This is a genomic window from Centipeda felix, assembly GCF_900186465.1.
GTDB lineage: Bacteria > Bacillota > Negativicutes > Selenomonadales > Selenomonadaceae > Centipeda > Centipeda felix.
Window position 1 is genome coordinate 197,174 of record NZ_LT891957.1, and the last position, 23,812, is coordinate 220,985.

At 57.6% G+C, this 23,812-nt stretch carries 31 protein-coding genes and 1 tRNA gene; all 32 read right to left on the reverse strand.

The window, feature by feature from the left end; genetic code table 11:
- Positions 1-4: 4 nt before the first annotated feature.
- A complete protein-coding gene (locus C1713_RS03500) occupies positions 5-928 on the reverse strand; it encodes a phenylacetate--CoA ligase family protein (RefSeq protein WP_102493057.1) in 924 nt (307 codons plus the stop codon).
- The gene (locus C1713_RS03505; RefSeq protein ID WP_102493058.1) at positions 925-1,713 is read right to left on the reverse strand and encodes a CheR family methyltransferase; all 789 of its coding nucleotides are present in this window, start codon (positions 1,711-1,713) and stop codon (positions 925-927) included. Before C1713_RS03505 ends, C1713_RS03500 begins: the two co-directional genes overlap by 4 nt.
- Positions 1,714-1,756: 43 nt before the next feature.
- On the reverse strand, positions 1,757-2,203 hold the full coding sequence (locus C1713_RS03510; RefSeq protein WP_102493059.1) for an Hsp20/alpha crystallin family protein: 447 nt from the start codon (positions 2,201-2,203) through the stop codon (positions 1,757-1,759).
- Positions 2,204-2,449: 246 nt separating this feature from the next.
- Positions 2,450-3,565: a 30S ribosomal protein S1 gene (gene rpsA, locus C1713_RS03515; RefSeq protein ID WP_050749687.1), complete on the reverse strand. Its 1,116-nt coding sequence runs from the start codon at positions 3,563-3,565 to the stop codon at positions 2,450-2,452.
- Complete coding sequence (gene ispH, locus C1713_RS03520; RefSeq protein WP_009442315.1) at positions 3,562-4,395, reverse strand: 4-hydroxy-3-methylbut-2-enyl diphosphate reductase; 834 nt, start codon at positions 4,393-4,395, stop codon at positions 3,562-3,564. The genes rpsA and ispH overlap by 4 nt, the downstream gene beginning before the upstream one ends.
- 133 nt (positions 4,396-4,528) lie before the next feature.
- Entirely contained in the window at positions 4,529-5,044 is a 516-nt protein-coding gene (locus C1713_RS03525) for a DUF4367 domain-containing protein (protein ID WP_102493060.1), read from the reverse strand.
- On the reverse strand, positions 5,044-6,765 hold the full coding sequence (recN, locus tag C1713_RS03530; protein WP_102493146.1) for a DNA repair protein RecN: 1,722 nt from the start codon (positions 6,763-6,765) through the stop codon (positions 5,044-5,046). The genes C1713_RS03525 and recN overlap by 1 nt, the downstream gene beginning before the upstream one ends.
- A 15-nt stretch (positions 6,766-6,780) precedes the next feature.
- Positions 6,781-7,233, reverse strand: a complete 453-nt coding sequence (gene argR / locus C1713_RS03535; protein WP_050344084.1) for an arginine repressor — start codon at positions 7,231-7,233, stop codon at positions 6,781-6,783.
- Between the two features lie 11 nt (positions 7,234-7,244).
- On the reverse strand, positions 7,245-8,099 hold the full coding sequence (locus C1713_RS03540) for an NAD(+)/NADH kinase (protein ID WP_009442319.1): 855 nt from the start codon (positions 8,097-8,099) through the stop codon (positions 7,245-7,247).
- A 15-nt stretch (positions 8,100-8,114) separates the two neighbouring features.
- Complete coding sequence (locus C1713_RS03545; protein ID WP_009442320.1) at positions 8,115-8,921, reverse strand: TlyA family RNA methyltransferase; 807 nt, start codon at positions 8,919-8,921, stop codon at positions 8,115-8,117.
- Between the two features lie 9 nt (positions 8,922-8,930).
- Positions 8,931-9,806: a polyprenyl synthetase family protein gene (locus C1713_RS03550; RefSeq protein ID WP_061946692.1), complete on the reverse strand. Its 876-nt coding sequence runs from the start codon at positions 9,804-9,806 to the stop codon at positions 8,931-8,933.
- 1 nt (position 9,807) lies between these two features.
- On the reverse strand, positions 9,808-10,044 hold the full coding sequence (xseB, locus tag C1713_RS03555; protein ID WP_102493061.1) for an exodeoxyribonuclease VII small subunit: 237 nt from the start codon (positions 10,042-10,044) through the stop codon (positions 9,808-9,810).
- Entirely contained in the window at positions 10,034-11,242 is a 1,209-nt protein-coding gene (gene xseA / locus C1713_RS03560; protein ID WP_102493062.1) for an exodeoxyribonuclease VII large subunit, read from the reverse strand. Before xseA ends, xseB begins: the two co-directional genes overlap by 11 nt.
- 71 nt (positions 11,243-11,313) lie before the next feature.
- Positions 11,314-11,727, reverse strand: a complete 414-nt coding sequence (gene nusB / locus C1713_RS03565; RefSeq protein WP_009442323.1) for a transcription antitermination factor NusB — start codon at positions 11,725-11,727, stop codon at positions 11,314-11,316.
- Entirely contained in the window at positions 11,724-11,966 is a 243-nt protein-coding gene (locus C1713_RS03570) for a DUF2273 domain-containing protein (RefSeq protein ID WP_050344096.1), read from the reverse strand. Before C1713_RS03570 ends, nusB begins: the two co-directional genes overlap by 4 nt.
- Before the next feature lie 12 nt (positions 11,967-11,978).
- On the reverse strand, positions 11,979-12,554 hold the full coding sequence (amaP, locus tag C1713_RS03575) for an alkaline shock response membrane anchor protein AmaP (protein WP_009442325.1): 576 nt from the start codon (positions 12,552-12,554) through the stop codon (positions 11,979-11,981).
- 22 nt (positions 12,555-12,576) lie between these two features.
- The gene (locus tag C1713_RS03580; protein ID WP_170950760.1) at positions 12,577-12,978 is read right to left on the reverse strand and encodes an Asp23/Gls24 family envelope stress response protein; all 402 of its coding nucleotides are present in this window, start codon (positions 12,976-12,978) and stop codon (positions 12,577-12,579) included.
- Positions 12,979-13,010: 32 nt separating this feature from the next.
- On the reverse strand, positions 13,011-13,568 hold the full coding sequence (gene efp / locus C1713_RS03585) for an elongation factor P (RefSeq protein WP_009442326.1): 558 nt from the start codon (positions 13,566-13,568) through the stop codon (positions 13,011-13,013).
- Positions 13,569-13,616: 48 nt separating this feature from the next.
- Positions 13,617-14,693 (reverse strand): M24 family metallopeptidase, encoded by a 1,077-nt coding sequence (locus C1713_RS03590; protein WP_102493063.1) that lies wholly within the window; start codon positions 14,691-14,693, stop codon positions 13,617-13,619.
- Positions 14,683-15,132 (reverse strand): type II 3-dehydroquinate dehydratase, encoded by a 450-nt coding sequence (aroQ, locus tag C1713_RS03595; protein WP_102493147.1) that lies wholly within the window; start codon positions 15,130-15,132, stop codon positions 14,683-14,685. Before aroQ ends, C1713_RS03590 begins: the two co-directional genes overlap by 11 nt.
- A gap of 9 nt (positions 15,133-15,141) precedes the next feature.
- Complete coding sequence (locus C1713_RS03600) at positions 15,142-15,423, reverse strand: acylphosphatase (protein WP_009442329.1); 282 nt, start codon at positions 15,421-15,423, stop codon at positions 15,142-15,144.
- Positions 15,420-16,661 carry a peptidase U32 family protein gene (locus tag C1713_RS03605; protein WP_102493064.1) on the reverse strand — a complete coding sequence of 414 codons (1,242 nt, stop codon included), beginning with the start codon at positions 16,659-16,661 and terminating at the stop codon, positions 15,420-15,422. Before C1713_RS03605 ends, C1713_RS03600 begins: the two co-directional genes overlap by 4 nt.
- A gap of 18 nt (positions 16,662-16,679) precedes the next feature.
- Positions 16,680-17,783, reverse strand: coding sequence for an endolytic transglycosylase MltG (gene mltG / locus C1713_RS03610; protein ID WP_050344101.1), 1,104 nt, complete (start codon positions 17,781-17,783; stop codon positions 16,680-16,682).
- Positions 17,784-17,879: 96 nt separating this feature from the next.
- The gene (locus C1713_RS03615; protein WP_102493065.1) at positions 17,880-18,185 is read right to left on the reverse strand and encodes a DUF1292 domain-containing protein; all 306 of its coding nucleotides are present in this window, start codon (positions 18,183-18,185) and stop codon (positions 17,880-17,882) included.
- A 63-nt stretch (positions 18,186-18,248) separates the two neighbouring features.
- Positions 18,249-18,680, reverse strand: coding sequence for a Holliday junction resolvase RuvX (ruvX, locus tag C1713_RS03620; RefSeq protein WP_170950762.1), 432 nt, complete (start codon positions 18,678-18,680; stop codon positions 18,249-18,251).
- The gene (locus C1713_RS03625; RefSeq protein WP_009442334.1) at positions 18,677-18,928 is read right to left on the reverse strand and encodes an IreB family regulatory phosphoprotein; all 252 of its coding nucleotides are present in this window, start codon (positions 18,926-18,928) and stop codon (positions 18,677-18,679) included. The genes ruvX and C1713_RS03625 overlap by 4 nt, the downstream gene beginning before the upstream one ends.
- A gap of 24 nt (positions 18,929-18,952) precedes the next feature.
- The gene (locus C1713_RS03630) at positions 18,953-19,603 is read right to left on the reverse strand and encodes an HAD family hydrolase (protein WP_009442335.1); all 651 of its coding nucleotides are present in this window, start codon (positions 19,601-19,603) and stop codon (positions 18,953-18,955) included.
- A gap of 148 nt (positions 19,604-19,751) precedes the next feature.
- Positions 19,752-21,257, reverse strand: coding sequence for an IMP dehydrogenase (locus C1713_RS03635; protein ID WP_102493066.1), 1,506 nt, complete (start codon positions 21,255-21,257; stop codon positions 19,752-19,754).
- A 247-nt stretch (positions 21,258-21,504) separates the two neighbouring features.
- A tRNA-Leu gene (locus C1713_RS03640) sits at positions 21,505-21,593 on the reverse strand.
- A gap of 53 nt (positions 21,594-21,646) precedes the next feature.
- Positions 21,647-22,045 carry a (deoxy)nucleoside triphosphate pyrophosphohydrolase gene (locus tag C1713_RS03645; protein ID WP_050344106.1) on the reverse strand — a complete coding sequence of 133 codons (399 nt, stop codon included), beginning with the start codon at positions 22,043-22,045 and terminating at the stop codon, positions 21,647-21,649.
- 3 nt (positions 22,046-22,048) lie between these two features.
- Positions 22,049-23,029, reverse strand: coding sequence for an NAD(P)H-dependent glycerol-3-phosphate dehydrogenase (locus C1713_RS03650; protein WP_102493067.1), 981 nt, complete (start codon positions 23,027-23,029; stop codon positions 22,049-22,051).
- Complete coding sequence (locus tag C1713_RS03655) at positions 23,026-23,760, reverse strand: tRNA threonylcarbamoyladenosine dehydratase (protein WP_102493068.1); 735 nt, start codon at positions 23,758-23,760, stop codon at positions 23,026-23,028. The genes C1713_RS03650 and C1713_RS03655 overlap by 4 nt, the downstream gene beginning before the upstream one ends.
- Positions 23,761-23,812: the final 52 nt, after the last annotated feature.

Sequence of the window (23,812 nt, forward strand, 5' to 3'; positions counted from 1 at the left end):
CATATCACTCCTCCACCATCCGCACCTGCTCATATCCCCTACGATCCTGCTCTCGTAAGAGGCGCACGTGCAGTCCCGTACGACAACGCAGGACAGGTTCGGCCTCAGCCGTCAGTGAGGAGAGGACAAGCTCCCCACACGCCCCATCCGCAGCAGAGCCCTGGCCTGCTGCATCAATGACCTCAGCAAAAAGCAGACGTCCATCGAGATGAATGCCCGTACCATCATCGTCGCTGCATCCAATCAGCACCCCCATCGAGGCACGTGTAAAGATGTGCGTATGATGCGCTCCCATGCGTGCCACCATCCGCTGCGTACGCTCCTGCGGACATGGGTGTGCACCGATGGAGATCAGCCGATAGAGTGCCATCCTATCCAATGTCTCTTCGAGCAGAGGAATATCCTGCTCCCATGCGATCACCGTATCGGGGACAACGGCATCCATGAGCCGCACAGCATCTGCCGCCGAGGCACAGGGGAGAACCGTCGCGCCGAGACCGTCGAGCGCATATTGGAGATCGAGTGTGCGGCTGTCCGCAGCATTCCCGACGAGCAGCACCGTACTCGCACGGTGCACGTCGCAGGTACGGAGCATATCTGTCGCTGCCTGCACCTGCCGCACCACATCGCCCTGCGTATAGCAGTGCACCTGCCCGCCAACACCAGTGGTATCCCGCAGCACACTCACGCGCATAAGTCCCGATAAGGGCAACGTAAGCATGAAAAAAGGGGCGTTCGCCCCCTCCTCTGCCACGGCATCCAAGAACGGGAGCCGCACCATATCTGCGAAATCCTTCACGTCAGCATGGGACACACCGGCACGTGCGAACGCGCCACGGTATGCCGCTGACTTTTCCTCTGCCCACTTGACCTCGCGCAGGAGCAGCGCGCGCCGCTGTTCCTGCGTGAGCTGCGGTGCACCGCTCATGACTCGAGCGGCCGCTGATAGAAGAACGGCTGAAAGCTCGTATAGCCCATCTTGCGGAAGTTGAGAATCGACTCCGTCGCACCGACAAAGAGAATGCCGCCCGGTTTCAGCGCCTCAAAGAAGTGGCGATAGAGCTGCTCCTTTGCCTCATCCGTGAAATAGATGACCACATTGCGGCAGAGAATGAGATCGAAGCCCGTCTCGAACTTATCCTGCAGGAGATTGTGACGCTTAAACTCGATCATACTTTTGATCTCCTGCTTGACGGCATAGTGGTCACCGTCCTCATCAAAGTATTTACGACGGCGCTCTGGTGACATACACTTGATTTCATCCGCCGTATAAACGCCGCGCTTCGCCTTCGCCAGGATCTCGATATCGAGATCAGACGCAAGGATACGGTGACGCGTCCCGGGCGTCATCTCCTTCATAATGATGGCAAGCGAGTACGGCTCTGCGCCGATGGAGCAGCCAGCGCTCCAAATATTGAGCTTCGACGAGCGTTTTAGGAGGTCAGGGATGACATCCGTCTCGAGTTTGCCGAATTTCTCCGGCGTGCGGAAGAACTCCGACACGTTGATCGTCAGATACTCGATAAACGCAGCAAAATCGTCCTTGTTCCCGCACACATGGTCAAAGTACTCGCTGCATTCCTTGTAGCCGGCGCGCGTGATCAGATTGTTGATACGTCGCTTCATCTGCGGTTCTTTGTAGAGATCCAGATCAATCTCCGTCTTTGCCTTGAGCTTCTGCTTGAAAAGCTCCCAATCGCGATCCTCCGACATAACGTCCTCCCGTTCTACCTCTCTCGATCTGCTCCCGTCCAAATTATTGTATCGTAAAGACGCGGCGCGACTGCTTCTCCGCCAGCTTCGGCAGGATCACATGAAGAATGCCCGCCTCATAGGAAACGGATGCATCCGCATCGTTTACATCGTCGATGAGGAAAGAGCGCTCAAAAGCCCCCGTCCTGCGCTCGTGGCAGAGGTACCGCGTCTCCGGAACATCGGCCGCACTGCGCTCCGCCTTGATCTTCAGCCGGTCGTCCTCACTGTACGACACCTCGATTGCATCCTTGGAGAAGCCCGGCAGCTCGGCAAAGATCTCGTACTGCGTCTCCGTATCAATCACATCGACACGAAACGGAAAGAGCACGCCGCCGACCTTGTCCAACGGATTGAAGGAATGTTCCATCACCGTATCCAACGCCTTGCTCAGCATCTCCTGCCCCTTCTCGGCATTCTCCTTCAAATTAAATGGCAATGGACGAAACATAACAGCCACCTCCGACCCTATAACGTACCAATCTACCGTATCATTATAGCAATAACCCGCCTTTTTTTCAATATGGCACATACGCATAAGAAAAGGGTTGTTCAACGAAAAACAGGAGCTTCGTCAAACAACCCTATAGCGGTTCCTCTTCCTCGTAAAACACTGATGCCATGTTATAAGAAACGTAGGTATACAAAAAAGGAGTGACATAACATCACTCCTTCAAGTCTCTATCGAGTTATACGATCAGTCCGTCACCGTCTCGTCGCCCTCGGATGCACTCTCCGCCGCATACTTCTTGATGTCAGCACTGTCTGCATCACGCTTTGCCTTCGTGATGGAGAGGGAGATGCGCTTGCGCTTCGTGTCGATGCGGAGCACCTTGACCACAACGACGTCGCCCGTGTGGACTGCCTCGTCCGCACGCTCAATGCGCTTTTCGGCGAGCTCACCCATCGGGATCAGTCCATCAAAGCCCGGCTCGATTTCCATAAATGCACCGAAGTCAGTCAGCTTAATGATCTTGCCTTCGATGAAGTCGCCCTCTGCGTACTTCTCTGCCTTTTCGACCCACGGATCCGGAAGGGTATCCTTGACCGAGAGGGAAATGCGCTTCGCATCGCGATCCACGCTCTTTACGTAGACGTCGAGCTCCTGCCCAACCTCGAGCACCTCTGACGGATGCTTGACGCGATGCCACGCGAGATCAGAGATATGTGCCAGACCATCCACACCGCCGATGTCGATGAAGGCTCCGTAGTCCACGAGACGCTTGACCGTACCGCGTACGATCTGCTCCGGCTCGATGGCAGAGAACACAGCCTCTTCCTTCTCCGCGCGGTCACGCTCGAGCAGCTTACGGCGCGAAAGGACGAGACGGCGCTTCTGCACGTCGATCTCGATGATCTCCGCCTCAACCGTCTGGTCAACGTAGACCGAAAGATCCTTCACGAAGTGAAGCTCCATCTGGGAGGCAGGAATGAAGCCGCGCAGTCCCATGACGTAGGCGACAAGTCCACCCTTGACCTCTTTGGCGACCTTCGCCTCGACGGTCTCGCCCTTCTCCTTGATGACCTCGATGTCCTTCCATGCGGCCATCTTGTCAGCTTCGACCTTCGAGAGGCTGCCGCCGTTATCGCCGCCGAGAGACTTGATGTAGACATCAATCTCATCGCCGACCTTCACGACATCGCGTGCATCGTCCGGCGCAGGAACGGCAAGATCCCTCTTGGAGACAGGAATTTCCTGCTTGTAGCCAATATCCACATACGCCTCATCACGGGATACCTGGACAACAACCCCTTTGACCACGGTGCGCTCTTGGATATCGGGCATATCTTCCTGTTCCAAAAGTTCCTTCATGCTCTGCTCTGACACTGTTTAAAAACCTCCTTGATAATCCAGTCCGGTGTAGAAGCACCGGCTGTAATACCAATTTTATTAATATGATTCAACCAATCAGACTGCAGTTCATCTGCTGTCTCAATGTGATAGGTTCGACATTTTTCGCTGCACAGCTGCGCGAGTCGCATCGTATTTGCGCTGTTCTTCCCCCCGACGACAATCATTGCATCCACGTGCTCTGCCAGATCCATCGCCGCCGACTGACGCATATCCGTCGCCGTGCAGATCGTCCGCAGGATCTTGATGTCGCGCGACTTTTCCAGAAGGACAGACGCGATGCGCCGAAAGCGATCACTCGAAAACGTTGTCTGACAGACGACGCCGAGCTTCCCAAAGGTTGGCAGCGCCGCTGCCTCCTCCTCGCTCTCAATAATGTGTGCCCGCTGTGCTGTCCACTCGAAGATACTCTTGACCTCCGGGTGATTTTTTTCGCCGATGATGACAACGGTATAGCCCTCCTCCGAGAGCTGCTTTGCCGAAAGCTGCGCCTTCTTGACGTGCGGACAGGTTGCATCCACAAGATTCAGACCGCGTTGCTCCGCCTGTGCATACACCGACGGACCCACGCCATGCGAACGGATGATGACCGTCGTCCCATCCTGCATCTCGTCCAGTGTGCTGACCGTGCCGACGCCCTCCTCTTTCAGGCGTTCCACCATCTGCGGATTATGGATGATCGGACCGAGTGTACTGGATGTCCCATCGGGGGAAGCGTTCTCTCTGGCAATCTCAATGGCGCGTTTGACGCCATAACAAAAGCCGAGATGTTCCGCTAAAATAACCTCCATAGACCTCTCCAACACATACCGAAATACACGGCGACTCTTATCCCACTCACACAATCTGTTGAACAGTATAACACGGCTATCGCGGGCGTGCAAATAAATTTTTTCAATTCGCGCAAAAACTTTGGCGCGGGGTTTAGTTCCACGCGATCGTGGTGACGATTGCCTCCACGGCCTCAACGGAAACCGGCTCCTCAAAGGAGAGGGAGAAGGTATACCCGCCGCGCGACCAAAGGGCAAGATGCACCAGCCGCCCCGACCCCTTGACGCGGATGTACTGCCGTCCGGCCTGAACGACCTGGTTCACTTCGTACGCCGTGCTGTCACCGCTGATATCTGCATTCCCCGCCGCCATGCGGAAGAGGATCTCCTTGCCGTCGCTGTTGCGATAAAAGATTTCGGCGAGGCTTTTGTCGATTACGATAACATTCTTCTGTGCATAGCCCACAGGAAGGAGTGTCGGTGTGTAGACCGGCAGTCCTGCCACCGCCCATGCGTCACGGACGCTCGGATACTCCACGAGCGGCGACGGCATTCCGACCATCGGCTCTGCACTGACGGCCGTCGGCATTGCCTCTGCCGCTGTGGCAAACGCTGCACACGAAGCAATCAAACCAGCCATCATCAGACGTTTTACATCATTGTACTTCATCAAGATATCGTTCCTATTTCCGACTGCTTCAACTCATTCTTCTTCGTCGCTGCGCCCGCGAGCATGGTACGGGCATTCGCAAGTGCCGCCCATGTGACATCGTCCCCCGATGCCATGCGTGCGATCTCGCGGACGCGCTCCTTCTCACTGAGCGGCTCGACGCGCGTCACTGTCGCTCCGTCGACGACGGATTTTGCGATATAGAGATGCACATCCGCCATGCAGGCGATCTGCGGCAAATGCGTGATGCAGAGCACCTGCTTATACTGCGCGACGAACGCAATCCGCTCTGCGACCATCTGCGCAGTGCGCCCGCCGATCCCCGTGTCGATTTCATCAAACACCATGCTTGTCCCATCGGTATCCCGTGCCGCAACGATGGACTTGATGGCGAGTGCAATGCGCGAGAGTTCACCGCCCGAGGCGATTTTCTCCAGAGGCTTTTCCACCTCGCCGACATTTGCGGAAAACAGCATCGTGAGACGATCTGCACCATGGGTTGTATACTGCTCCTCCGGCGTGACAACAATGTGAAAACGTGCCTGCTTCATGCCAAGCCCCTGCAGCTCCCGTTCGATCTTCGCGGAGAGCGCCGCACCGACCTTCTGCCGTTGTTTCGTCAGCTCCGCGGCGCATTGTTCCATGCGCTGCCGGAGCCTTGCAATCGCCGCATTCAGTTCCTCTATGTCCATATCATAGCGTTCAGCGGAGGAGATCTCTGTTCGCAGTGCTTCGAGGCGCGCTAGGACAGCAGAGATGCTTCCGCCGTATTTTTTCTTAAGGCGCTCGATCACATCCATGCGCAGCTGGATCTTGTCCAGCGAGGCGGGATCCGCGTCGATGCCCTCTAGGTAGTCCCGCACCTCATAGGATGCCTCCTGCAGGGAGATATACGCTTCCTCGATCATTGCCTGCGCCCCCGCAAGGCTCTCATCGTAGCGTGCAATCTCCTCCAGTGCGTGCGTGACGCGCGATAGTGCCGTCAGGACGGCAGCCCCCTCCTCCGTATCCTCACTGAGGAGATTACTCGCCTCGGCAGCGTGCTCCACCAAGCGTTCCGCATGGGAGAGACGTCGAATCTCGGTCTCGAGTTCCTCATCCTCTCCCTCTGTGAGTTCCGCCTCTGCGATTTCCTGCTCCTGCCAGCGGAGCATATCCAGACGCTCGGCGATCTCCGCATTTTCCTCCGTACGCATCTCACGCTCTTTCGTCCGCGCCTTCCAGGCCCGATAGACATCCTGATAGGCACATAGGCGCTCCGCGAGATCGGCATCATCGCCTTCAAGGAGGCTGCGCTGCGCTTCCTCGCGCAGGAGTGCCAAGTTCTCGTTCTGTCCATGGATATCCACGAGATGCGGCGCAAGTTTTTTGAGAAAGGTCAGCGTCACATGGGCACCGTTGACAAGAATGGAGCTTTTCCCCGCACGTGATACCTTGCGTACGATGATCAGCTCATCATCGTATTCGATCTCCTGTTCGGCGAGCAATGCGGACACGACAGAGTTTTCCTCGATGGAAAAAACAGCCTCCACACGCAGAAAATCACAGCCGCTGCGTATGACGTCGGCAAGGACACGCTGACCGAGGATTGTCCCCAGTGCACCAATCAGAATGGACTTGCCCGCACCGGTTTCACCCGTGAGGATGTTCAGCCCCGTGCCGAACTTGACGGTCACCTCTTCCAAAAGGGCAAAATTCTGAATCCGTAGGCTGTGCAGCACCACACATCCCTCCTTTTAGTGCATGAGTTTTTGAATACGTGCAACGATATCCGCCGCTGCCTCCTTCGGGCGGATGAGCACGAAAATATGGTCGTCGCCTGCAATCGTTCCGATGACTTCCGACCATGCCGACGCGTCGAGCGCGGATGCCACCGTTCCCGCTGCCCCTGGCGCAGTGCGCACGACGACGATGTTCTCACTGAAATCGCAGCTCTGCACATTGTCTTTGAAGACACGACGCATGCGTGCCTCGGAAAAACGCTGTCCCTCTTGCGGCGCGACAGCATAGCGATAGCGTCCGCCGCCTGCCGGTACCTTGATGAGCAGGAGTTCCTTGATGTCCCGCGAGATCGTCGCCTGCGTGACGTGCACATGGCGCGCACAGAGCGCTGCCGCAAGTGCCTCCTGTGTCTCGATGATTTCTTCACGGATGATCTGTTTGATGAGGTCGTGACGACGACGTTTCATTCCGCTCTCTCCTAGCAGTTTCTCCAGAGTTTTGTCCGCAGCGTCTGATAGTAGTCTTTGTCCTCAAATTTGATGATGCCCGCCCGCACGTCGGAACAGCGTACCGTCACGGTATCGTCAGGACGGATCGGCGTGGTCTCCTGCCCATCGATGGTGACGATGATGCTCTGGCGCGTATCGAGCAGATGGATGTGCACCACGTCCTCCTCGCGTATGACTAGCGGGCGGATGTTTAGCGTATGTGCGCAGATGGGCGTGAGCAGAATGCCGCGCACCATCGGGTTCATGATTGGCCCGCCCGCCGAAAGGGAGTAGGCCGTTGAGCCCGTCGGCGAGGCAACGATAAATCCGTCCGCCTTGCATGCAACCAGCGGTGTACTGTTCACCGTCAGCCCCAGCGTGATAACGCGCGCCACATCGCCCTTGGTCACCACAATGTCGTTGATCGCATAGCCGAGAAAATGCTCTTCTCCGCATGGATGCGTCACATAGCCCGCGAGCAGCGGCCGTTGCTCCACGCGGTAATCTCCCGCACAGAGCTGTTTCAGACGCCGTTCCAGCTCATTGAGCTCAATATCCGCCATAAAGCCGAGTGTCCCCAAATTGATGCCACAGACCGGCACGGGGTTCTCCGCGTAGCGTCGGCAGATGCCGAGCAGTGTACCGTCTCCGCCGAGACTCAGGGCAAAGTCGGCGGGCAGACGCTCGATGTCGTCTGCACCGCACTCCTCCATGCCGAACTCCGCCGCGCGCGCACGCGGCAGGATGATACGCGCGCCCCGTGCCGTAAGAAAGCTGCGGATGCGCAGGACAATATCCCGCATCTCCGGACGCTCGACATAGGGAAAAACTGCAACCGTCAACATAATCCGCTCCGCATCTCATCCATCCAGTGTACGATGTGCCTCTGCCACCACAGCGGCGATCTCCTCATCCGCGATAGCCGTACGTCCGCCCTGCATCCCCAGATAGAGGAGATACTCGATATTCCCCTTTGGTCCCTTGACCGGAGAAAAGGTCAGTCCGCGCGGAACAAAGCCCAGCCCCTCTGCGGTGGCAAGGACGCGTGCAATCACTTCCTCGTGCACTGCAGGGTCACGCACAACACCGTTCTTTCCGACGCGATCCTTTCCCGCCTCGAATTGCGGCTTGATGAGGGCGAGCACCTCTCCCTCCGGTGAGAGGAGCGTCCGCACAACGGGGAGCACCTTATCCAGCGAGATGAATGCCACATCGATCGAGGCAAAGTCCGGCGCATGATCCAGCATATCCGGCGTTACCTTGCGGATGTTCGTACGCTCCATGTTAATGACGCGTGCATCCGTGCGCAGTTTCCAGTCGAGCTGTCCATATCCCACATCAATCGCATAGACCTTGACCGCGCCATTCTGCAGCATACAGTCCGTAAATCCGCCCGTGGACGCACCAATGTCTGCCGCTGTCCGCCCCGCAAGGCAAATGCCGAACGCAGTGATCCCCTTTGCGAGCTTCAGTCCGCCGCGGCTGACATACGGAAGATCTTCTCCCACGACGCGCAGTACTGCATCAGCGGGAACGGTTGCGCCTGCTTTATCCACACGCTGCTCGTTGACAAGCACCTGTCCTGCCATAATGAGGCGCTTCGCGCGCTCACGGCTCGGTGCAAGCCCTTGTACGGTGAGCAGCACATCCAAACGCTCTTTCTTCAACGGCGCCCCCTACTGCTTCCGATACACGAGATAGGACACCAGTTCACGCAGAAAATCTGCCTCCGCGCCGAAATCACGGAGCGCCGCACACGCATCCTTCACCGTCTGTGCTGCAAGTTCCTGCGCCTCATCGAGCGAGGTCAGGGAGACATAGGTCGACTTGTGGTTTTTCTCATCGCTTCCAACGGGCTTACCGATGTCCTCTGCTGTCCCGACGACATCGAGAATGTCGTCCGTGATCTGAAAGGCAAGCCCGAACTGCTCCGCATACGTTGTAAGTGATGCAAGCTGTGCCTCGGACGCACCGCCAAGGATTGCGCCGCTGCGCAGCGCTGCACGAAAGAGTGCCCCCGTTTTACCCATGTGGACACGGCGCATCTCCTCCATCGAGATGCGATGTTCCTCTGCACGCAGGTCGAGCACCTGACCGCCCACCATGCCCTCAGCACCGGCAGCACGACTGATCTCATCCACCACGCGCAGAAGTGTATCGGCGGATACATCCTGCTGGCGCAGGATGACCGTAAACGCTAGCGTTAGAAGTCCGTCACCTGCAAGGATGGCAATGCCGTCGCCAAAGACCTTGTGATTGGTCAATTTGCCGCGCCGATAGTCGTCGTTGTCCATCGCCGGGAGATCGTCGTGAATGAGGGAATACGTGTGAATCATCTCAAGTGCACACGCCACGGACAGGAACTTGGCGCCATCCGCTCCTACCGCATCCGCTGCCGCCATGAGGAGCACAGGTCGCAGACGTTTCCCGCCTGCCATCAGACTGTACGCCATCGCCTGCCGCAGCGTATCATCGAGCACATCCGTCCGATCCAGCTCCGCCTGCAGCGCACGCTCCACCAGCTCCTGCCGCGCCCGCCAACGTTCCTTCATCTCAGCCTCCGATCTTCAGTGGTTCTTGTGCAACGCCGTCCGCCGTCTCCCGCACGAGGAGATCCATCGTCTCCTCCGCGCGCCGCAGCGACGTGGCGCAGAACTCCGAGAGCTTAATTCCTTCGGAGTACTTTGCCATGAGATCAGAAAGGGCCAAATCACCCGCCTCGATCTCAGCAACAATCTGCTCCAACGCCCCCAGTGCTTCCTCAAACGCCATCTCTTTTTTACGCGCCATTCTGCTGCTCCTTTGCCTGTTCTACGACGGCAGATATCTTGCCGTCCGCAAATGTAATGTTCACGCGGTCACCCGCCGTGACGTCCTTCACGCGGCTCACGGCACGCCCGTCCTTCTCCACAATGCTGAACCCACGATAGAGAACCCGTACGGGGTTGAGCAGCTCCAGTCGCTTCAGCACGAGCTCAAGACGATGCCGCGCTGCGACGCTCTGCTCCTTTGCCACACGATGGAGCTCTGCCGTGGCACGGTCACTGCGCTGCATCAGCGGGGCGATCAACATGCGCGGATTGGTGCACCAAGGCCGCTGAACGAGCGTGCTCAGGCGCGCGACGGCGTGATCGATCTGTCGCTTCCGCCCCGCGTCAAGACGTGCACGCAGCCCCATGAGGAATCGCTCCATTTCCGCCGCATCAGGAACGGCAAACTCCGCCGCCTGCGAGGGTGTCGCCGCACGCCGGTCGCTGACGAAATCCACAAGTGTCGTATCCGTCTCATGCCCCACGGCCGAAATCACGGGAATACGCGACCGATAGACGGCGCGGACGACGACCTCCTCATTAAACGCCCAGAGATCCTCTGCACTCCCGCCGCCGCGGCCAACGATCAGGACATCCACCGGATATTTCTCATTGAAAAACGCCACGGCATCTGCAATCTGCTCCGCCGCTCCTGCGCCCTGCACCAGAACGGGATGAAGGATGAGCTGCACACCCGGCCAGCGTCGCTTGGAGACATTGTGGATATCGCGCAGCACCGCTCCTGCCGACGACGTGACAATCCCAATGCGTCGCGGAAAGCACGGCAGCGGCTGTTTATGTCCTTCATCAAAAAGCCCCTCGGCGGCGAGGCGATCGCGCATCTGCTCAAAGGCGAGGGCGAGCGCCCCCGCGCCCTCGGGTGTCAAGAAGCTGACATAGAGCTGATATGCTCCGTCACGCTCATAGACGGAGATATTGCCGCCCGCGATCACCTGCATCCCGTTCTCGGGTGCAAAGCGCAGATTTCGCGCATAGCCGTTGAACATGACGCACTTCATACTTGAGCCTGCATCTTTTAGGGTAAAGTAGGCATGTCCCGACGGATAGCGTTTATAGTTGGACACCTCGCCGCGTATCAAAAGATCCGACAGAATCGGCTCATGCTCAAACATCCCCTTGATATAGCGCGTTACATCACTGACACTGTGAACGGTCATAACCACCTCTCCCCCATGACGATAAAAAAAGAACCATTGCACCGACTGTGCAACGGATTCTTTTTCATCAGTTATCCCATTGATTTCTGCAACGCAGCAAGGATACCGTTTACATAGCGGCCCGCATCGTCCGACCCATATTTTTTTGCCAGCTCCACTGCTTCGTTAATGGCAATCGGAGGGTCAATGCGTTCCTCCTGATAGCACATCTCATAGTACGCCATGCGGATGAGATTGCGATCCACGGGCGCCATGCGATGGAGCTTCCACTCCTTCGCCATGCGCTCAATCGCCGCATCGATCTCCGGCTGAACGGAGCACGTACCCTGCACGAGCCCGTTTGCATAGGCAAGATCCTTCTCCGTCAACCCGTCCACAGCGTCGCTGGCAAGATCCCCTGCCGCGACAGTCGGCGGACGATCCTGATCGAACTCCCGCTGAAAAAGTGTCAAAAGCGCCGCCTCACGCGCGTGTCTGCGGCTCATGACATCCTCCGAAAGAGATTCCGCAGTCCCGACAGATCAATGATCTCTGACCAATGTCGATGCTCTGACTGCAATCCAATATACATGCCGATACCGGCACAGAGAATCACAAAGACAATATTCCAAAAACCAAACAGCAGGACACAGACGCCGAACAGGGTTCCGAGCACCAGTCCGCCTGTCCGTCCGCGATGGTACATCCACTGTTCCTGCAGGAGCTGCAGCAGATATTCTTTCATGCGCACCTCCCACTACGCCACAGAGCGTTTTGCCGCACCGGACGCGCCGATTTCCGTCACACTGATCTTGACCGGCACCTCGGCTACACCGAGGACCTCATGAATATGCTGCTGCACACTCTGCGTCAGCTGCTCCGTCACCTGTCCCAATGCTGCGTGATCCGCAATGCTGATCTTCAGCTCAATATGCATGGGCGGATCTGCGCTGTCCTTCCGCTGCTCATGCACCACAATGACTGCCGCTGCCTCACGCACTTCCTGCATAGCCAGCGTGGTACGCTCGACGATGCCCTGCACGGCAGGGAGTGCTACCTGAACGGAACCGGCCGGTGTCTCGATCACCATAAACTCCCCGTCCGTACGTGTAGAAGATGAGAAACGCGAAAACACCGCAAAGAAGAACTTTAGGCTGAACAGAAAATACACCGCACAGCCTATAAGGAGTTCCTGACGGGACAGTGCATAGCGCAGTTCATTCAGCCAGATACTCTCCGGCAGGATACGCAGTACTGCCGCTGCGACGGCAACGGCGAGTGCCATGCCGAGAATCGCATACGGCAGGAGAAGCAGACGGTTAAGAATCCCCATGGTTCATAGCCCCCGACTGCACTTAGTGTACACGCGACTCCTCGACCTTCGGCTCCTCCTCAGGGAATCCGACGCCCTGCACATGCACGTTCACCTCGACCACAGACAGCCCCGTCATCGTCTCGATGGCGCGCTTGACATTCTCCTGCGCCGCAAGGGCAACTTCAGGAATGCGAATGCCATACTTGACGATGATGTAGAGATCAACCGCAGCCTCTTTCTCACCGACTTCGACCTTGACCCCCTTGGAGAAATTCTTACGCCCCAGGATCTCAGCGATGCCGCCGGCGATACCACCGCTCATGCCCGCAATTCCATCGACTTCCGTCGTGGCAAGCCCCGCGATAATGCTGACGACCTCATCGGCAACGCGAATCGTCCCAAGGCCTGTTTCCTTCTTTACAACATCCTTCTCATTGTCCATGTTCATACCCTCCAAATTTAATATGATTATACTCAGGCGCGCTCGATGTAGTTGCCCGTGCGCGTATCAATGCGCAGAACATCTCCCTCGTTGATGAAGAGGGGCACACGCACCTCATAACCGGTCTCAACCTTTGCCATCTTCGTCGCGCCCGTCGCCGTATTTCCCTTGACACTCGGCTCGCACTCGACGACCTTCAGATTGACGGAGTTCGGCAGCTGGATGCCAATGATGCGCCCCTTGAACTGCTGCACCGCCACCTCCATGTTCTCCATGAGGTAGTTCAGCGCATCGCCCAGCTGTTCGCGCGTCAGCTCCGTCTGCTCATAGGTCTCCGTGTTCATGAACGTATAGACGCCGTCCGCCTCATAGAGGTACTGCATGGTATGCGTCTCGAGATGCGCCGCAGGCATCTTCTCGTTCGGATTGAACGTGCGCTCCACCACAGCACCGGTCTCGACGTTCTTGATCTTCGTACGGACGAACGCGGCACCCTTTCCCGGTTTCACGTGCTGAAAATCAACAATCTGCCAGACACCCCCATCGTACTCAATGGTCAGGCCTGTGCGGAAATCGGTGCTGTTAATCATATTGTTCGTTCCTCCATATCTGTTATACCTTTACACATTATAGCGGGTTTATATACATATTTCAATAAATTCTTTTGGCGCGTGCGTCAGCGGCTCCGCTCCGTCATGTGTGATGAGCACCGTGTCCTCGATGCGGATTCCGCCCCAGCCCGGAATATAGATTCCCGGCTCATCGGTAATCAGCATATTCTCCTGCAGTGCGACAGGACAGGACTTCGAAAGGCGCGGCTCCTCGTGGATCTCAAGCCCAAGGCTATGCCCGAGCCCATGTCCAAAATACTGTGCAAGATTCTTCTCAGCGAGAGCATCGCGTGCCACGCGGTCTGCCTCGATCCCTGTGACCCCGGGATGCAGTGCCGCGAGTGCACGTTCCTGCGCCGCAAGCACAGCATCATAGCGCTCGCGCTGATGCGCGTCTGCCCGTCCGACGCAGATGGTCCGCGTGATGTCTGAGCAGTAGCCCTCATAGACCGCGCCGAAGTCCATCGTCACGAGCTCGCCGCGCGCGATCTCCTTCGTACTTGCCACGCCGTGCGGCAGACTGCCCCGCACCCCCGAGGCGACAATCGTCGTAAAGGCAGGGCGCTCCGAGCCCTCACGCCGCATGAAGTACTCCATCTCAGCGGCCACCTCACACTCCGTCATGCCGGGGCGAATAACGGTGATGATGTGCGCGAATGCCGCATCGGCAATCGCACAGGCACGGCGAATGGCGGCGATCTCATCCGCATCCTTGACCATGCGCAGTGCATCAAGGGAGAGCGACGTGTCAAAGGAGATCTCTCCCAGCATAGATTTCAGCTGTTCATACCGATCACAGGTCAGTGCACCGCCCTCAAAGCCAAGCGCAAGAATCCCAATATCCTGCGCGGCCTCTGCAATCTTTTTGCTCAGCCCCTCATGCTGTTCGACGACATCATAGCTTGGTGCCTGCAGCTGCGCCTGCTCCGTATAGCGATTGTCTGTCATGAGAAGAAGCCGCTCGGGGGTTATAAGGAGTGCCGTGGAGTCACCGCGAAAACCGCTAAAATAATGGACACTCTCCTCTTTCGTGACAAGCACCCCGTCCAGAACCTTCTCTGCCATGAGCGCACGCAGTCGCGCGACTCGTCTCTCAATCTCCATTGTATCCCTCCATGCGGCAGATGATTGCCTCAAGTGCCGCCATATAGCTCTCCGCCCCCAGCCCTGCAACCTGCCCCCAAACGACCGGCGCAATCACCGAGTGATGCCGAAACTCCTCGCGCTGATGGATATTCGAGAGGTGTACCTCGATGACGGGAACCTCAGCGGCAGAAATGGCGTCGCGGATGGCAATACTGTAATGCGTGAAGGCAGCGGCATTCAGGATAATGTAGTTCGTGTTCCCGCGCGCTGCCTGAATGGCATCCACCAAGACGCCCTCGTGATTCGACTGCAGAAATGTGATGGCAAGGCCTGCACGCTCCGCACGACGGCGCAGGCGTTCGTTGATGTCGGCGAGCGTCAGCGCGCCGTAAATCTCAGGCTCACGTGTCCCGAGCATATTGAGGTTCGGCCCATTCAGCACCAATATTTTTCCCATCATACTCCTCTAATAGCGCACGTCAAAGCTGCGCTCCCCCTCAAGCAGAGCGCGTTCCTCGACCGTGAGATGATTCACGTGGATAAACATATTTCCTGCACGCATGGCGTCAAATGCCGCCTCGACGGCATCCGCTGCGCCCTGCAGTTCCATTGTCACCGTGCCGTCCGACATATTCTTGACCCACCCCGTGATGTCACGCATCACCGCCTGCTGGCGGACAAACATGCGAAAGCCCACGCCCTGCACACGCCCTTCGGCACATGCAAAGCGGCGAATCACCGTGCTCATGATCCATCCCCCTTTTTCATTGGCACATCGCGGCGCAGGATGCTGTATGGCTCTGCCGGACGCACCAGCCGAATGCGCACGATCTGCTGCGGGTGCGGTGCGGCGTCGATTGGCGTCCCCTCCTCATCCCACATGGCATCGAGAATTTGGCGAAAGGACGGCCCCTTCGGCTGAAAGATCTCAATCTCCTGACCGACGCGCATGTGATTGCGCTGCTCCACCTCTGCCAGCCCTGTCGTGGCATCATAGGCACGCACCAGCCCGACGAACTCCGAGTTCTGCTCATAGGACGAAGACCCATAGATCTGATCCTCTGCCGTCGTCTTTCCGAAGAAAAAGCCTGTCGTGTACGCACGGTGGGATACCTTGTTCAATTCCTCCAGCCACGATGCTTCGACATGGTAGGGCTGCTCTGACAGGCAGGCATCCAGCGCCATGCGATACGCCTTCACAACGCTCGCCACATAGTGAACGCTCTTCATGCGTCCCTCGATCTTCAGGCTGTCCACACCGCATGCGACGACCTCGTCCAGATACGTGAGCAGGCACAGGTCTTTCGAGTTCATGATATAGGTGCCGCGCTCATCCTCGGCGATGGGATAGTACTCTCCGGGACGGGATTCCTCGACCAGTGCATACTTCCATCGGCAGGACTGGGCACAGCTTCCGCGGTTCGCATCGCGCCCCGTGAAGTAACTGCTGAGCAGACATCGTCCGGAATAGGAGATGCACATCGCACCGTGCACGAACAGCTCCAGCTCCACGTCCGTTGCCCGCCGAATCTCCCGTATCTCCGCCGCCGAGAGCTCGCGTGCGAGCACGACGCGCGCCGCGCCAAGCTCCTGCCACGCGCGCACCGTGCGCCAGTTGACATTGTTCGCCTGTGTGCTGACATGGATGGGAAGTCCGGGGGCCGCCTCGCGTGCACACATAAAGACACCGAGGTCGGCAACGAGGACGGCATCTGCCCCTGCCTCCTTAAGAAAGCGCAGATAGTCCGGCAGTGACACCAGATCCTCATTGTGCGGGAACACATTGACCGTCACATAGATCTTCTTTCCCATCCCATGAGCAAGGCGAACGGCCGCCGCAATCTCGTCCTCTGTAAAGTTTCCGCCAAAGGCACGCAGGCCGAACTGCCGTCCGCCGAGATACGCCGCATCCGCACCATAGCGGAGCGCCGCCTCCAGTTTCTCCATCGTCCCCGCAGGGGCAAGGAGCTCAGGTCTGCGCGTCATCGGAGCACCTTCACTGCATCAGCGCACCTGATCGACAAGGGCGAGGTGATCCGCATAATTCGTTGCATAGTAATTCTTTCCATTCCGATCCGCCACGAAATACAGATAGTTCGTATGTGCGGGATGCAGCACGGCCATCAGCGACGCTGTACCGGGGCTTGCAATCGGTCCTGGCGGCAGGCCGACATTCTGATAGGTATTATAGGGCGACGCGACCTCCGTGTCGCTGTAGAGAAGATCCTCCTTCGGCTCATCGAGCAGATACTGCACCGTCGGGTCAGCCTGCAGCGGCATACCAAGGCGCAGACGCTTCAAAAAGATCTGCGCGATGATCGGGCGATCCTCATCATGATACGCCTCCTTCTCCACGAGGGACGCGAGCGTCACGAGTTCATAGATTGAGAGGTGCATCTCCTTGGCGCGGTCTCGCATCTCCTTCGTCAGGCGATGATCGAAATTCTCCGCCATCATCGTCATGATCGAGTCGGCATCGAACGAATCGCTCAGCTCATAGGTGTCGGGGAAAAGGAATCCCTCCGCCGCATAGCGTACATTCTCATGCTGTTCCATATAGGGGTAGGGGCGAAAGGTCTTGGCTCGCTCCATAAAGTCATCCGCGCGCACGAGCCCTTCCTTTTCCAACCGCTCGGCGATCTCCTTCACGCCGAACCCTTCGGGAATCACGAAGCGGATCGTAACGGTATTGCCATAGACGAGTTTTTCCAGCGCATCACGCGGCGTCATCCCGGTCTGCATGGCGAACGTACCAGTCTTGACCTTGTTTTCAAGTCCGTTCAGCTTCGCCGTCCACCAGAACTTCATCTCGCTGTCGATCACACCGCGTTCGTGCAGTTCCTTGCCGATGCTGCTGACACTCATCCCGGGGCGTACGGTAAAGTATACAGGCGTCCCCTCATTGGTGGGCGAGGCGGACGGCGACGCAATCAAAAACACAAAAACAAGGAAGAGGAGGGCGACCGCAGCCGCCCCGCCGAATATCATTCTCTTTTGCTTTGGGGTTCCCTTTCCGCGGTAAACCGCCCGCAGGGCCTCCTGCCATTCGGCGTGCTCCAGAAAGTCGCGTGTCTTCTGCCACAACTCCTGCAATGACTCCCGCAACAAAATCCATCCTCTCTTGTCTCAGTGTCGTAGGCCCACGCAGTCTCCTGCTCCACAGAACATCATGGTCCGCTGATGCGGCGGCGATCTGCGAGTCCCTTATTCTTCCTCCTGCTCTGCAAGACGCTCATAGGCGCGGCAGACCGCCTCGAACTCCTCGTCTGTCGGATCTGTGTAGATGTCCTCGCCGCTCTCATCCACGATGATCTTGGCAATCGTCGCCTCGTCCTCATCGTCGCTGTCTTTAAGTGCTCCATCCGCATCCATGTGGAGTGCCACGAGCACGGCAAATCGCTCCGTTCCGAGCGGCACGATCATCTCCTCGCGATAGTAGTGTTCCACTCCCTCCTCATCGGAGATAACGACAATAACGTCCTCGTCGTGAAGTTCTTCCTGCTCAGTCATCTTCTCTGCTCCTTCAATCAAGGAAGCCCGGATAAATACTGTGTGCGTCTCCCGGCGCATCTTTTATCCGTGATTTTCCATATTCTGTCGATCCAAAAATCCCTGTAAAATATAGACCGCCGCCATCTTATCGATCACCTTGCGGCGTTTTTTGCGTGAGACATCTCCGGCAATGAGCGCGCGCGAGGCGGCGACGGTCGAGAGGCGCTCATCCCAGTAGTGTACCTCCGTCCTCGGAAAGTGCTCCTCCACCTCCGCCATAAAGGCACGCACAATGCTGCAGCGCTCGCCCTCATCGCCGTTCATGTGCTTTGGCAGACCGGCCACGAGCGCATCGACCTCATACTCCTGCATGAGCTGTCCGAGGCGGGCAATGTCTGCCTCGAGTGTCGTGCGCCGCACTGTCTCAACGCCCTGCGCCGTCAGCCCGAGAAGGTCACTGACCGCAACCCCGATCGTCGCATCACCGAGATCGAGTGACATATAGCGTTTCATTTCTCGTGTTCCAGATAGAAGCGCACGAGCTCATCGAGCAGATCGTCCCGCTCAAGACTCCGTATCTTGCTCCGCGCGTCGCGGTGACTCGTCACATACGCGGGATCACCGGACAGCAAATAGCCGACCAGCTGGTTGATCGGGTTATACCCTTTCTCCCGCATCGCCGCACTCACATCCCGTATGACGACATCTGCCTTTGGCTTATCCTCCCCGAAGGAGAACATCATGGTTTTCTGTTCGTCCATTACCTTACCTCACTATGGAAATAGTCACAGCTTCCCTTGCTTGATCGCATCCAGCGCCGCGTGCAGCGATGGATAAATCCCCGTGCAGATTCCCCGCATCTCCTCTGTCGGCGGCAATGTGTCGGGAATCATCACCGCCACACAGCCCGCTGTCGATGCACCGCGCAGCCCATTGTAGCCATCCTCAAAGACATAGCAGTCCGCCGGTGCGATCTGGATTGCCGCGGCCGCGCGCAGAAAAATATCAGGGGCGGGTTTCCCACGCTCGACCATATCCCCGCCGACAATGGCATCAAAGTACTCTCTCAGGCCGCTCTGCGCGAGATTTTTCTCGATCTGCGTCACCGTCGAACTGCTTGCCGTTGCGATACGGACGCCATGCGCACGAAAATAATGGAGCAGCTCACGCGCCCCCGGCATGATCGGCAAGTTCTTCGCTGCCTCATCACGAACGTACTCCGCCACACGGCGCGAATAGGCGTAGGCATCTACCATTGGATAGAAGGAATGCACCACCGCCGCCATCGTCTCCCCACTCGTGCCGCAGCATGCCTTGCCCAGTTCCGGGCTGCGCGGCACACCAAATTCATCGGCGACGACCAGCCATCCATGCTGATACATCTTCTCCGTATCAAAGAGCAGTCCATCCATATCAAAGATCGCGCCTTGCTGCATATCTCCTCCGCCATACTGCAGAAATGAATCCGCACCGGATCAGCCAAATGTCATTCCATCCGTGATTCCCCAAAATCCTATGGTTGATATTACCACAAAATGTGAAAAAAGAAAAGGCGCACTCGCCGTGCGTCTTTTCTGATCTTCGTCAATCCCGTCCGAGTTTATCGCGCAGGATTACATCGTGTGCGCCGCCCTCGACGATGCTGGTCGAGGAGACGAGGGTGAGCTTTGCCTTGTCACGGAACTCCGGGAGGCTGAGCGCACCACAGTTGCACATCGTAGAGCGGATCTTGGAGAGTGTCGTCTGCACGTTCTCCTTCAGCGGTCCTGCATAGGGGACGTAGGAATCAACCCCCTCCTCAAAGGAGAGCTTCTTGCTCCCGCCGAGATCATACCGCTGCCAGTTGCGCGCGCGGTTCGAACCCTCGCCCCAATATTCCTTATAGTAGGTGCCGTTCACCATGACGCGGTCCGTCGGGCTCTCATCGAAGCGTGAGAAGTACCGCCCCAGCATGAGGAAGTCCGCGCCCATGGCAAGCGCGAGCGTCATGTGATAGTCGTAGACGATGCCGCCGTCGGAGCAGATGGGGATGTAGACCCCCGTCTCCTTGTAGTATTTGTCACGCTCGGCACACACGTCGATGAGTGCCGTGGCCTGTCCGCGCCCGATGCCCTTCGTCTCGCGCGTAATGCAGATCGAGCCGCCACCAATGCCGACCTTGATAAAGTCTGCCCCCGCATTTGCGAGGAAACGGAAGCCCTCACCGTCCACGACGTTGCCCGCGCCAACCTTAACCGAATCACCGAACTCCTCGCGGATGTACTGGATTGTCATGCGCTGCCACTCGGAGAACCCCTCCGAGGAGTCAATGCAGAGGACATCGACGCCCGCGTCGATGAGCGCGGGAACACGCTCCGTATAGTCGCGCGTATTGATGCCCGCGCCGACAATGTAGCTCTTGTTGTCGTCGGTCAGCTCCAACTCATTTTCCTTGTTGTCCGTGTAGTCTTTGCGGAACACCATATAGCGCAGGCGCTGATTCTTGTCGATGAGCGGCAGCATGTTGAGCTTGTGCTCCCAGATGAGATCGTTGGCGAGCGTCAGTGAGGTCGCATCCGCATCGGCCCAGACGAGCTTCTCGAACGGCGTCATGAACGTATGCGCTTTCGTATCGAGCGACATGCGGGAGACACGGTAGTCACGGCTCGTCACGATGCCGACGAGCTTGCCGTTCGCGGAGCCATCCTCCGTGACCGCCATAGTCGAATGTCCCGTCTTAGCGAGAAGATCGAGCACCCCACCGAGTGTCGTGTCAGGACTGATGTTCGAGTCACTGCTGACAAAGCCCGATTTATAGTTCTTCACACGCGAGACCATCGCCGCCTCTGCCTCGATGGACTGCGAGCCGTAGATGAACGATACACCGCCCTGCTTGGCGAGGGCAATCGCCATCGTGTCGTTGGAGACCGCCTGCATGATCGCAGAGGTCAGCGGGATATTCATCGTGAGCGCCGGCTCTTCATCACGACGAAATTTGACGAGCGGCGTGCGCAGAGAAACATTTGCGGGGAAGCATTCCGCCGAGGAGTAGCCGGGTACGAGCAGATACTCTCCGAACGTATGCGACGGTTCAGTGTAATAATGCGCCAAGGGAACCCATCCTTTCCACTTTTCGAAGAAAGTACTGAAAAATTCACCCATTTATCAGTGCTTACCTAAGATGGCGGTACTGAATTTATCAGTGCTTCCTTAAATTTTTCTGTTAAATATACGCGCTTCCACGCGCTGTGTCAACCAATAAATCAGTATGAGAAATATAGGTGTATGGATAAAAACTCCCTAAGAGTTTCACATTCTCTTAGGGAGTTTTCGGAAGCCATAATGGCTGATCTTCAAATGGTGCCGAAGGCCGGGGTCGAACCGGCACGCTGCTCACACAGCGGCAGATTTTGAGTCTGCTGCGTCTGCCAATTCCGCCACTTCGGCTTGGGGGAAATACGAGATGTATTATAGCATTCCGCACGGTCTCTTGTCAAATATCAGCGCAGGCGCGGCTCGATCTTCCGGATGAGATCCATGTCTGCCGCAAACCACGGGACACTGTAGAGATCGGCGCGCCCGAGCCACCGCCCCTCGGAGTGGACACGCAGCTGCGGCTCTCCCGCTGCGAGTCGGCAGAGGTAGAGGCGCATGTTCATGTGGTACTCCGGATAATCGTGGTCAACCGTGCCGAGGAGTTCCTCCACTGTGACCATAACGCCGAGCTCCTCCTGCATCTCACGCACAAGTGCCGCCGCATCCGTCTCCCCCGGCTCAACCTTTCCGCCCGCGAATTCCCACGTGCCCGCATACGCTCCATAGGAGCGGCATGCGCCAAACACCTTCCCGTCACGCAGGATCGCTCCTGCGACGACATCGATGTGCTTTCGCTCCTCCATGCCCTACTCCTTCTCGCTCTTATTGCGCCGCAGAAACAGCTGCATCAGCTGTGCACGCGGGTCGCATCCATGCGCGACGATCTCGTATACCGTCGTGCAGATGGGCAGCTCAACACGATACTCCGCGGCAAGAGCCATCAATGCCTCAGCGGTGTAGACCCCCTCGGCGATCTTATGAAAGTCGCCTGCCGTACCGCGCACAACAGCCTCCCCATAGCGGCGGTTGTTGCTGTGCGGAGAAAAGAGCGTTGCCTCGTAGTCACCAAGATGCGACAGCCCGTAGATGGTGTCCCCATCGCCACCCATCGCATGCACCAAACGCGAGAGCTCACGCGCACCGCGCGCCATAAGTGCCCCCTTCAGGCTGCCGTAGGAAAAGCCGTCGAGCATCCCCGCCGCGAGCCCTACCACATTCTTCGCCGCTGCGCCGACCTCTGTGCCGAGGAGATCATCCCCATAATAGAAGCGGATGAGTGGACTGCCAAGCACGTCCACCAGATCGTGCAGCACTGCCCGCTCCTCCCCTGCGAGCACCATGCAGTTCGGAATGCCGCGCACAAAGTCCTGCACATGCCCAGGGCCAACCCAGACGACGGGCTGTATGTCTGCGCCGAGCTCTTCCTTGACCACGGTGGTCAGACGCTTTCCCGTGCCGATCTCAAGCCCTTTCATACAGAGGATCATCCGCTTGGTGCGGAGCTCCTCCATAAGGCCGTGTGCGCATACATCGTGCAGGAAGGCACGCAGTGCCTGTGCATGGATGGAGATGATAACGATCTCCGCCGTCTGCAGCACCGCTGCGAGATCATCCGTCAGATGAACCTCTGGTGGGAGAGTCAGAAACTCATTCGTCCGTGTCTTCTCCAGTGCCGCGAGATGTTCTGACCCGCTGCGCCCCCACAGCGTCACCGCATGACCGACACGCTGGGCATACCATGCGTGAAACGAGCCCCAACGCCCACATCCGAGAACCGTAACCCTCATGACGATACCTCCACCGCTGCACCCGTCAGCACACGTACGACAACCCCCCCCATAATCCCCCCCGCCACAGGCGGTACAAAGGACACACTGCCCGGTGCCAGATGCCGTCCCGGTGCCGGCGCACAGATGCCCGCGGCGGGACGCTTCGGACGCTCGCGCGAGCAGACGACCGTGAGACGCCGCACGCCGCGTTCCTTCAGCTTTTTCCGCAGAATACGTGCCAATGGATCACCCTTAGTGCGATAGATGTCCATCACCTCAAAGAGCGTGGGGTCAAGTTTGTTGGCCGCTCCCATACTCGCAATCAGCGGTATATTCCTCACCTGACACTGCACGGCAAGATCCACCTTCGCCGTCACCGTATCCACTGCATCCACGGCATAGTCATAATGCGTCTCAAAAAAGGAATCCGCCTCCTCAGGCAGATAAAACGCACGAATTTCGCGTACCTCACAATGGGGATTGATCGCTCGGATGCGCTCTGCCATGACCGTGGTCTTGGCTTTTCCCACCGTCTCGGTGAGTGCGTGAATCTGGCGGTTGATATTCGTCACGTCGATCGTATCGTGGTCGATGAGCGTCAGACTGCCTACACCGGCGCGCGCCAACGCCTCTGCCGTGAATGAGCCGACCCCGCCGACGCCGAACACAGCCACCGAGCTCGCTGCAAGGCGTGCAAGTCCTGTGTCGCCAAGCAGCATCTCTGTCCGCGCAAAGCGCTGATCCTCCATCATTCCCTCCCCATTCTACATCGAAAAAGCTGCCGCAACTGAGCGGCAGCTT

Excerpts from the sequence above, each read along its gene's own strand:
- C1713_RS03500 (WP_102493057.1), bottom strand. The coding sequence starts at position 928 with ATGAGCGGTGCACCGCAGCTCACGCAGGAACAGCGGCGCGCGCTGCTC.
- C1713_RS03505 (WP_102493058.1), bottom strand. The coding sequence starts at position 1,713 with ATGTCGGAGGATCGCGATTGGGAGCTTTTCAAGCAGAAGCTCAAGGCA.
- C1713_RS03510 (WP_102493059.1), bottom strand. The coding sequence starts at position 2,203 with ATGTTTCGTCCATTGCCATTTAATTTGAAGGAGAATGCCGAGAAGGGG.
- rpsA (WP_050749687.1), bottom strand. The coding sequence starts at position 3,565 with ATGAAGGAACTTTTGGAACAGGAAGATATGCCCGATATCCAAGAGCGC.
- ispH (WP_009442315.1), bottom strand. The coding sequence starts at position 4,395 with ATGGAGGTTATTTTAGCGGAACATCTCGGCTTTTGTTATGGCGTCAAA.
- C1713_RS03525 (WP_102493060.1), bottom strand. The coding sequence starts at position 5,044 with ATGAAGTACAATGATGTAAAACGTCTGATGATGGCTGGTTTGATTGCT.
- argR (WP_050344084.1), bottom strand. The coding sequence starts at position 7,233 with ATGAAACGTCGTCGTCACGACCTCATCAAACAGATCATCCGTGAAGAA.
- C1713_RS03540 (WP_009442319.1), bottom strand. The coding sequence starts at position 8,099 with ATGTTGACGGTTGCAGTTTTTCCCTATGTCGAGCGTCCGGAGATGCGG.
- C1713_RS03550 (WP_061946692.1), bottom strand. The coding sequence starts at position 9,806 with ATGAAGGAACGTTGGCGGGCGCGGCAGGAGCTGGTGGAGCGTGCGCTG.
- xseB (WP_102493061.1), bottom strand. The coding sequence starts at position 10,044 with ATGGCGCGTAAAAAAGAGATGGCGTTTGAGGAAGCACTGGGGGCGTTG.
- xseA (WP_102493062.1), bottom strand. The coding sequence starts at position 11,242 with ATGACCGTTCACAGTGTCAGTGATGTAACGCGCTATATCAAGGGGATG.
- nusB (WP_009442323.1), bottom strand. The coding sequence starts at position 11,727 with ATGAGCCGCAGACACGCGCGTGAGGCGGCGCTTTTGACACTTTTTCAG.
- C1713_RS03570 (WP_050344096.1), bottom strand. The coding sequence starts at position 11,966 with ATGAAAGAATATCTGCTGCAGCTCCTGCAGGAACAGTGGATGTACCAT.
- amaP (WP_009442325.1), bottom strand. The coding sequence starts at position 12,554 with ATGGGGATTCTTAACCGTCTGCTTCTCCTGCCGTATGCGATTCTCGGC.
- C1713_RS03580 (WP_170950760.1), bottom strand. The coding sequence starts at position 12,978 with ATGGACAATGAGAAGGATGTTGTAAAGAAGGAAACAGGCCTTGGGACG.
- efp (WP_009442326.1), bottom strand. The coding sequence starts at position 13,568 with ATGATTAACAGCACCGATTTCCGCACAGGCCTGACCATTGAGTACGAT.
- C1713_RS03590 (WP_102493063.1), bottom strand. The coding sequence starts at position 14,693 with ATGGAGATTGAGAGACGAGTCGCGCGACTGCGTGCGCTCATGGCAGAG.
- aroQ (WP_102493147.1), bottom strand. The coding sequence starts at position 15,132 with ATGGGAAAAATATTGGTGCTGAATGGGCCGAACCTCAATATGCTCGGG.
- C1713_RS03600 (WP_009442329.1), bottom strand. The coding sequence starts at position 15,423 with ATGAGCACGGTGATTCGCCGCTTTGCATGTGCCGAAGGGCGTGTGCAG.
- C1713_RS03605 (WP_102493064.1), bottom strand. The coding sequence starts at position 16,661 with ATGACGCGCAGACCTGAGCTCCTTGCCCCTGCGGGGACGATGGAGAAA.
- C1713_RS03615 (WP_102493065.1), bottom strand. The coding sequence starts at position 18,185 with ATGACTGAGCAGGAAGAACTTCACGACGAGGACGTTATTGTCGTTATC.
- ruvX (WP_170950762.1), bottom strand. The coding sequence starts at position 18,680 with ATGAAACGCTATATGTCACTCGATCTCGGTGATGCGACGATCGGGGTT.
- C1713_RS03625 (WP_009442334.1), bottom strand. The coding sequence starts at position 18,928 with ATGGACGAACAGAAAACCATGATGTTCTCCTTCGGGGAGGATAAGCCA.
- C1713_RS03630 (WP_009442335.1), bottom strand. The coding sequence starts at position 19,603 with ATGCAGCAAGGCGCGATCTTTGATATGGATGGACTGCTCTTTGATACG.
- C1713_RS03645 (WP_050344106.1), bottom strand. The coding sequence starts at position 22,045 with ATGGAGGAGCGAAAGCACATCGATGTCGTCGCAGGAGCGATCCTGCGT.
- C1713_RS03650 (WP_102493067.1), bottom strand. The coding sequence starts at position 23,029 with ATGAGGGTTACGGTTCTCGGATGTGGGCGTTGGGGCTCGTTTCACGCA.
- C1713_RS03655 (WP_102493068.1), bottom strand. The coding sequence starts at position 23,760 with ATGGAGGATCAGCGCTTTGCGCGGACAGAGATGCTGCTTGGCGACACA.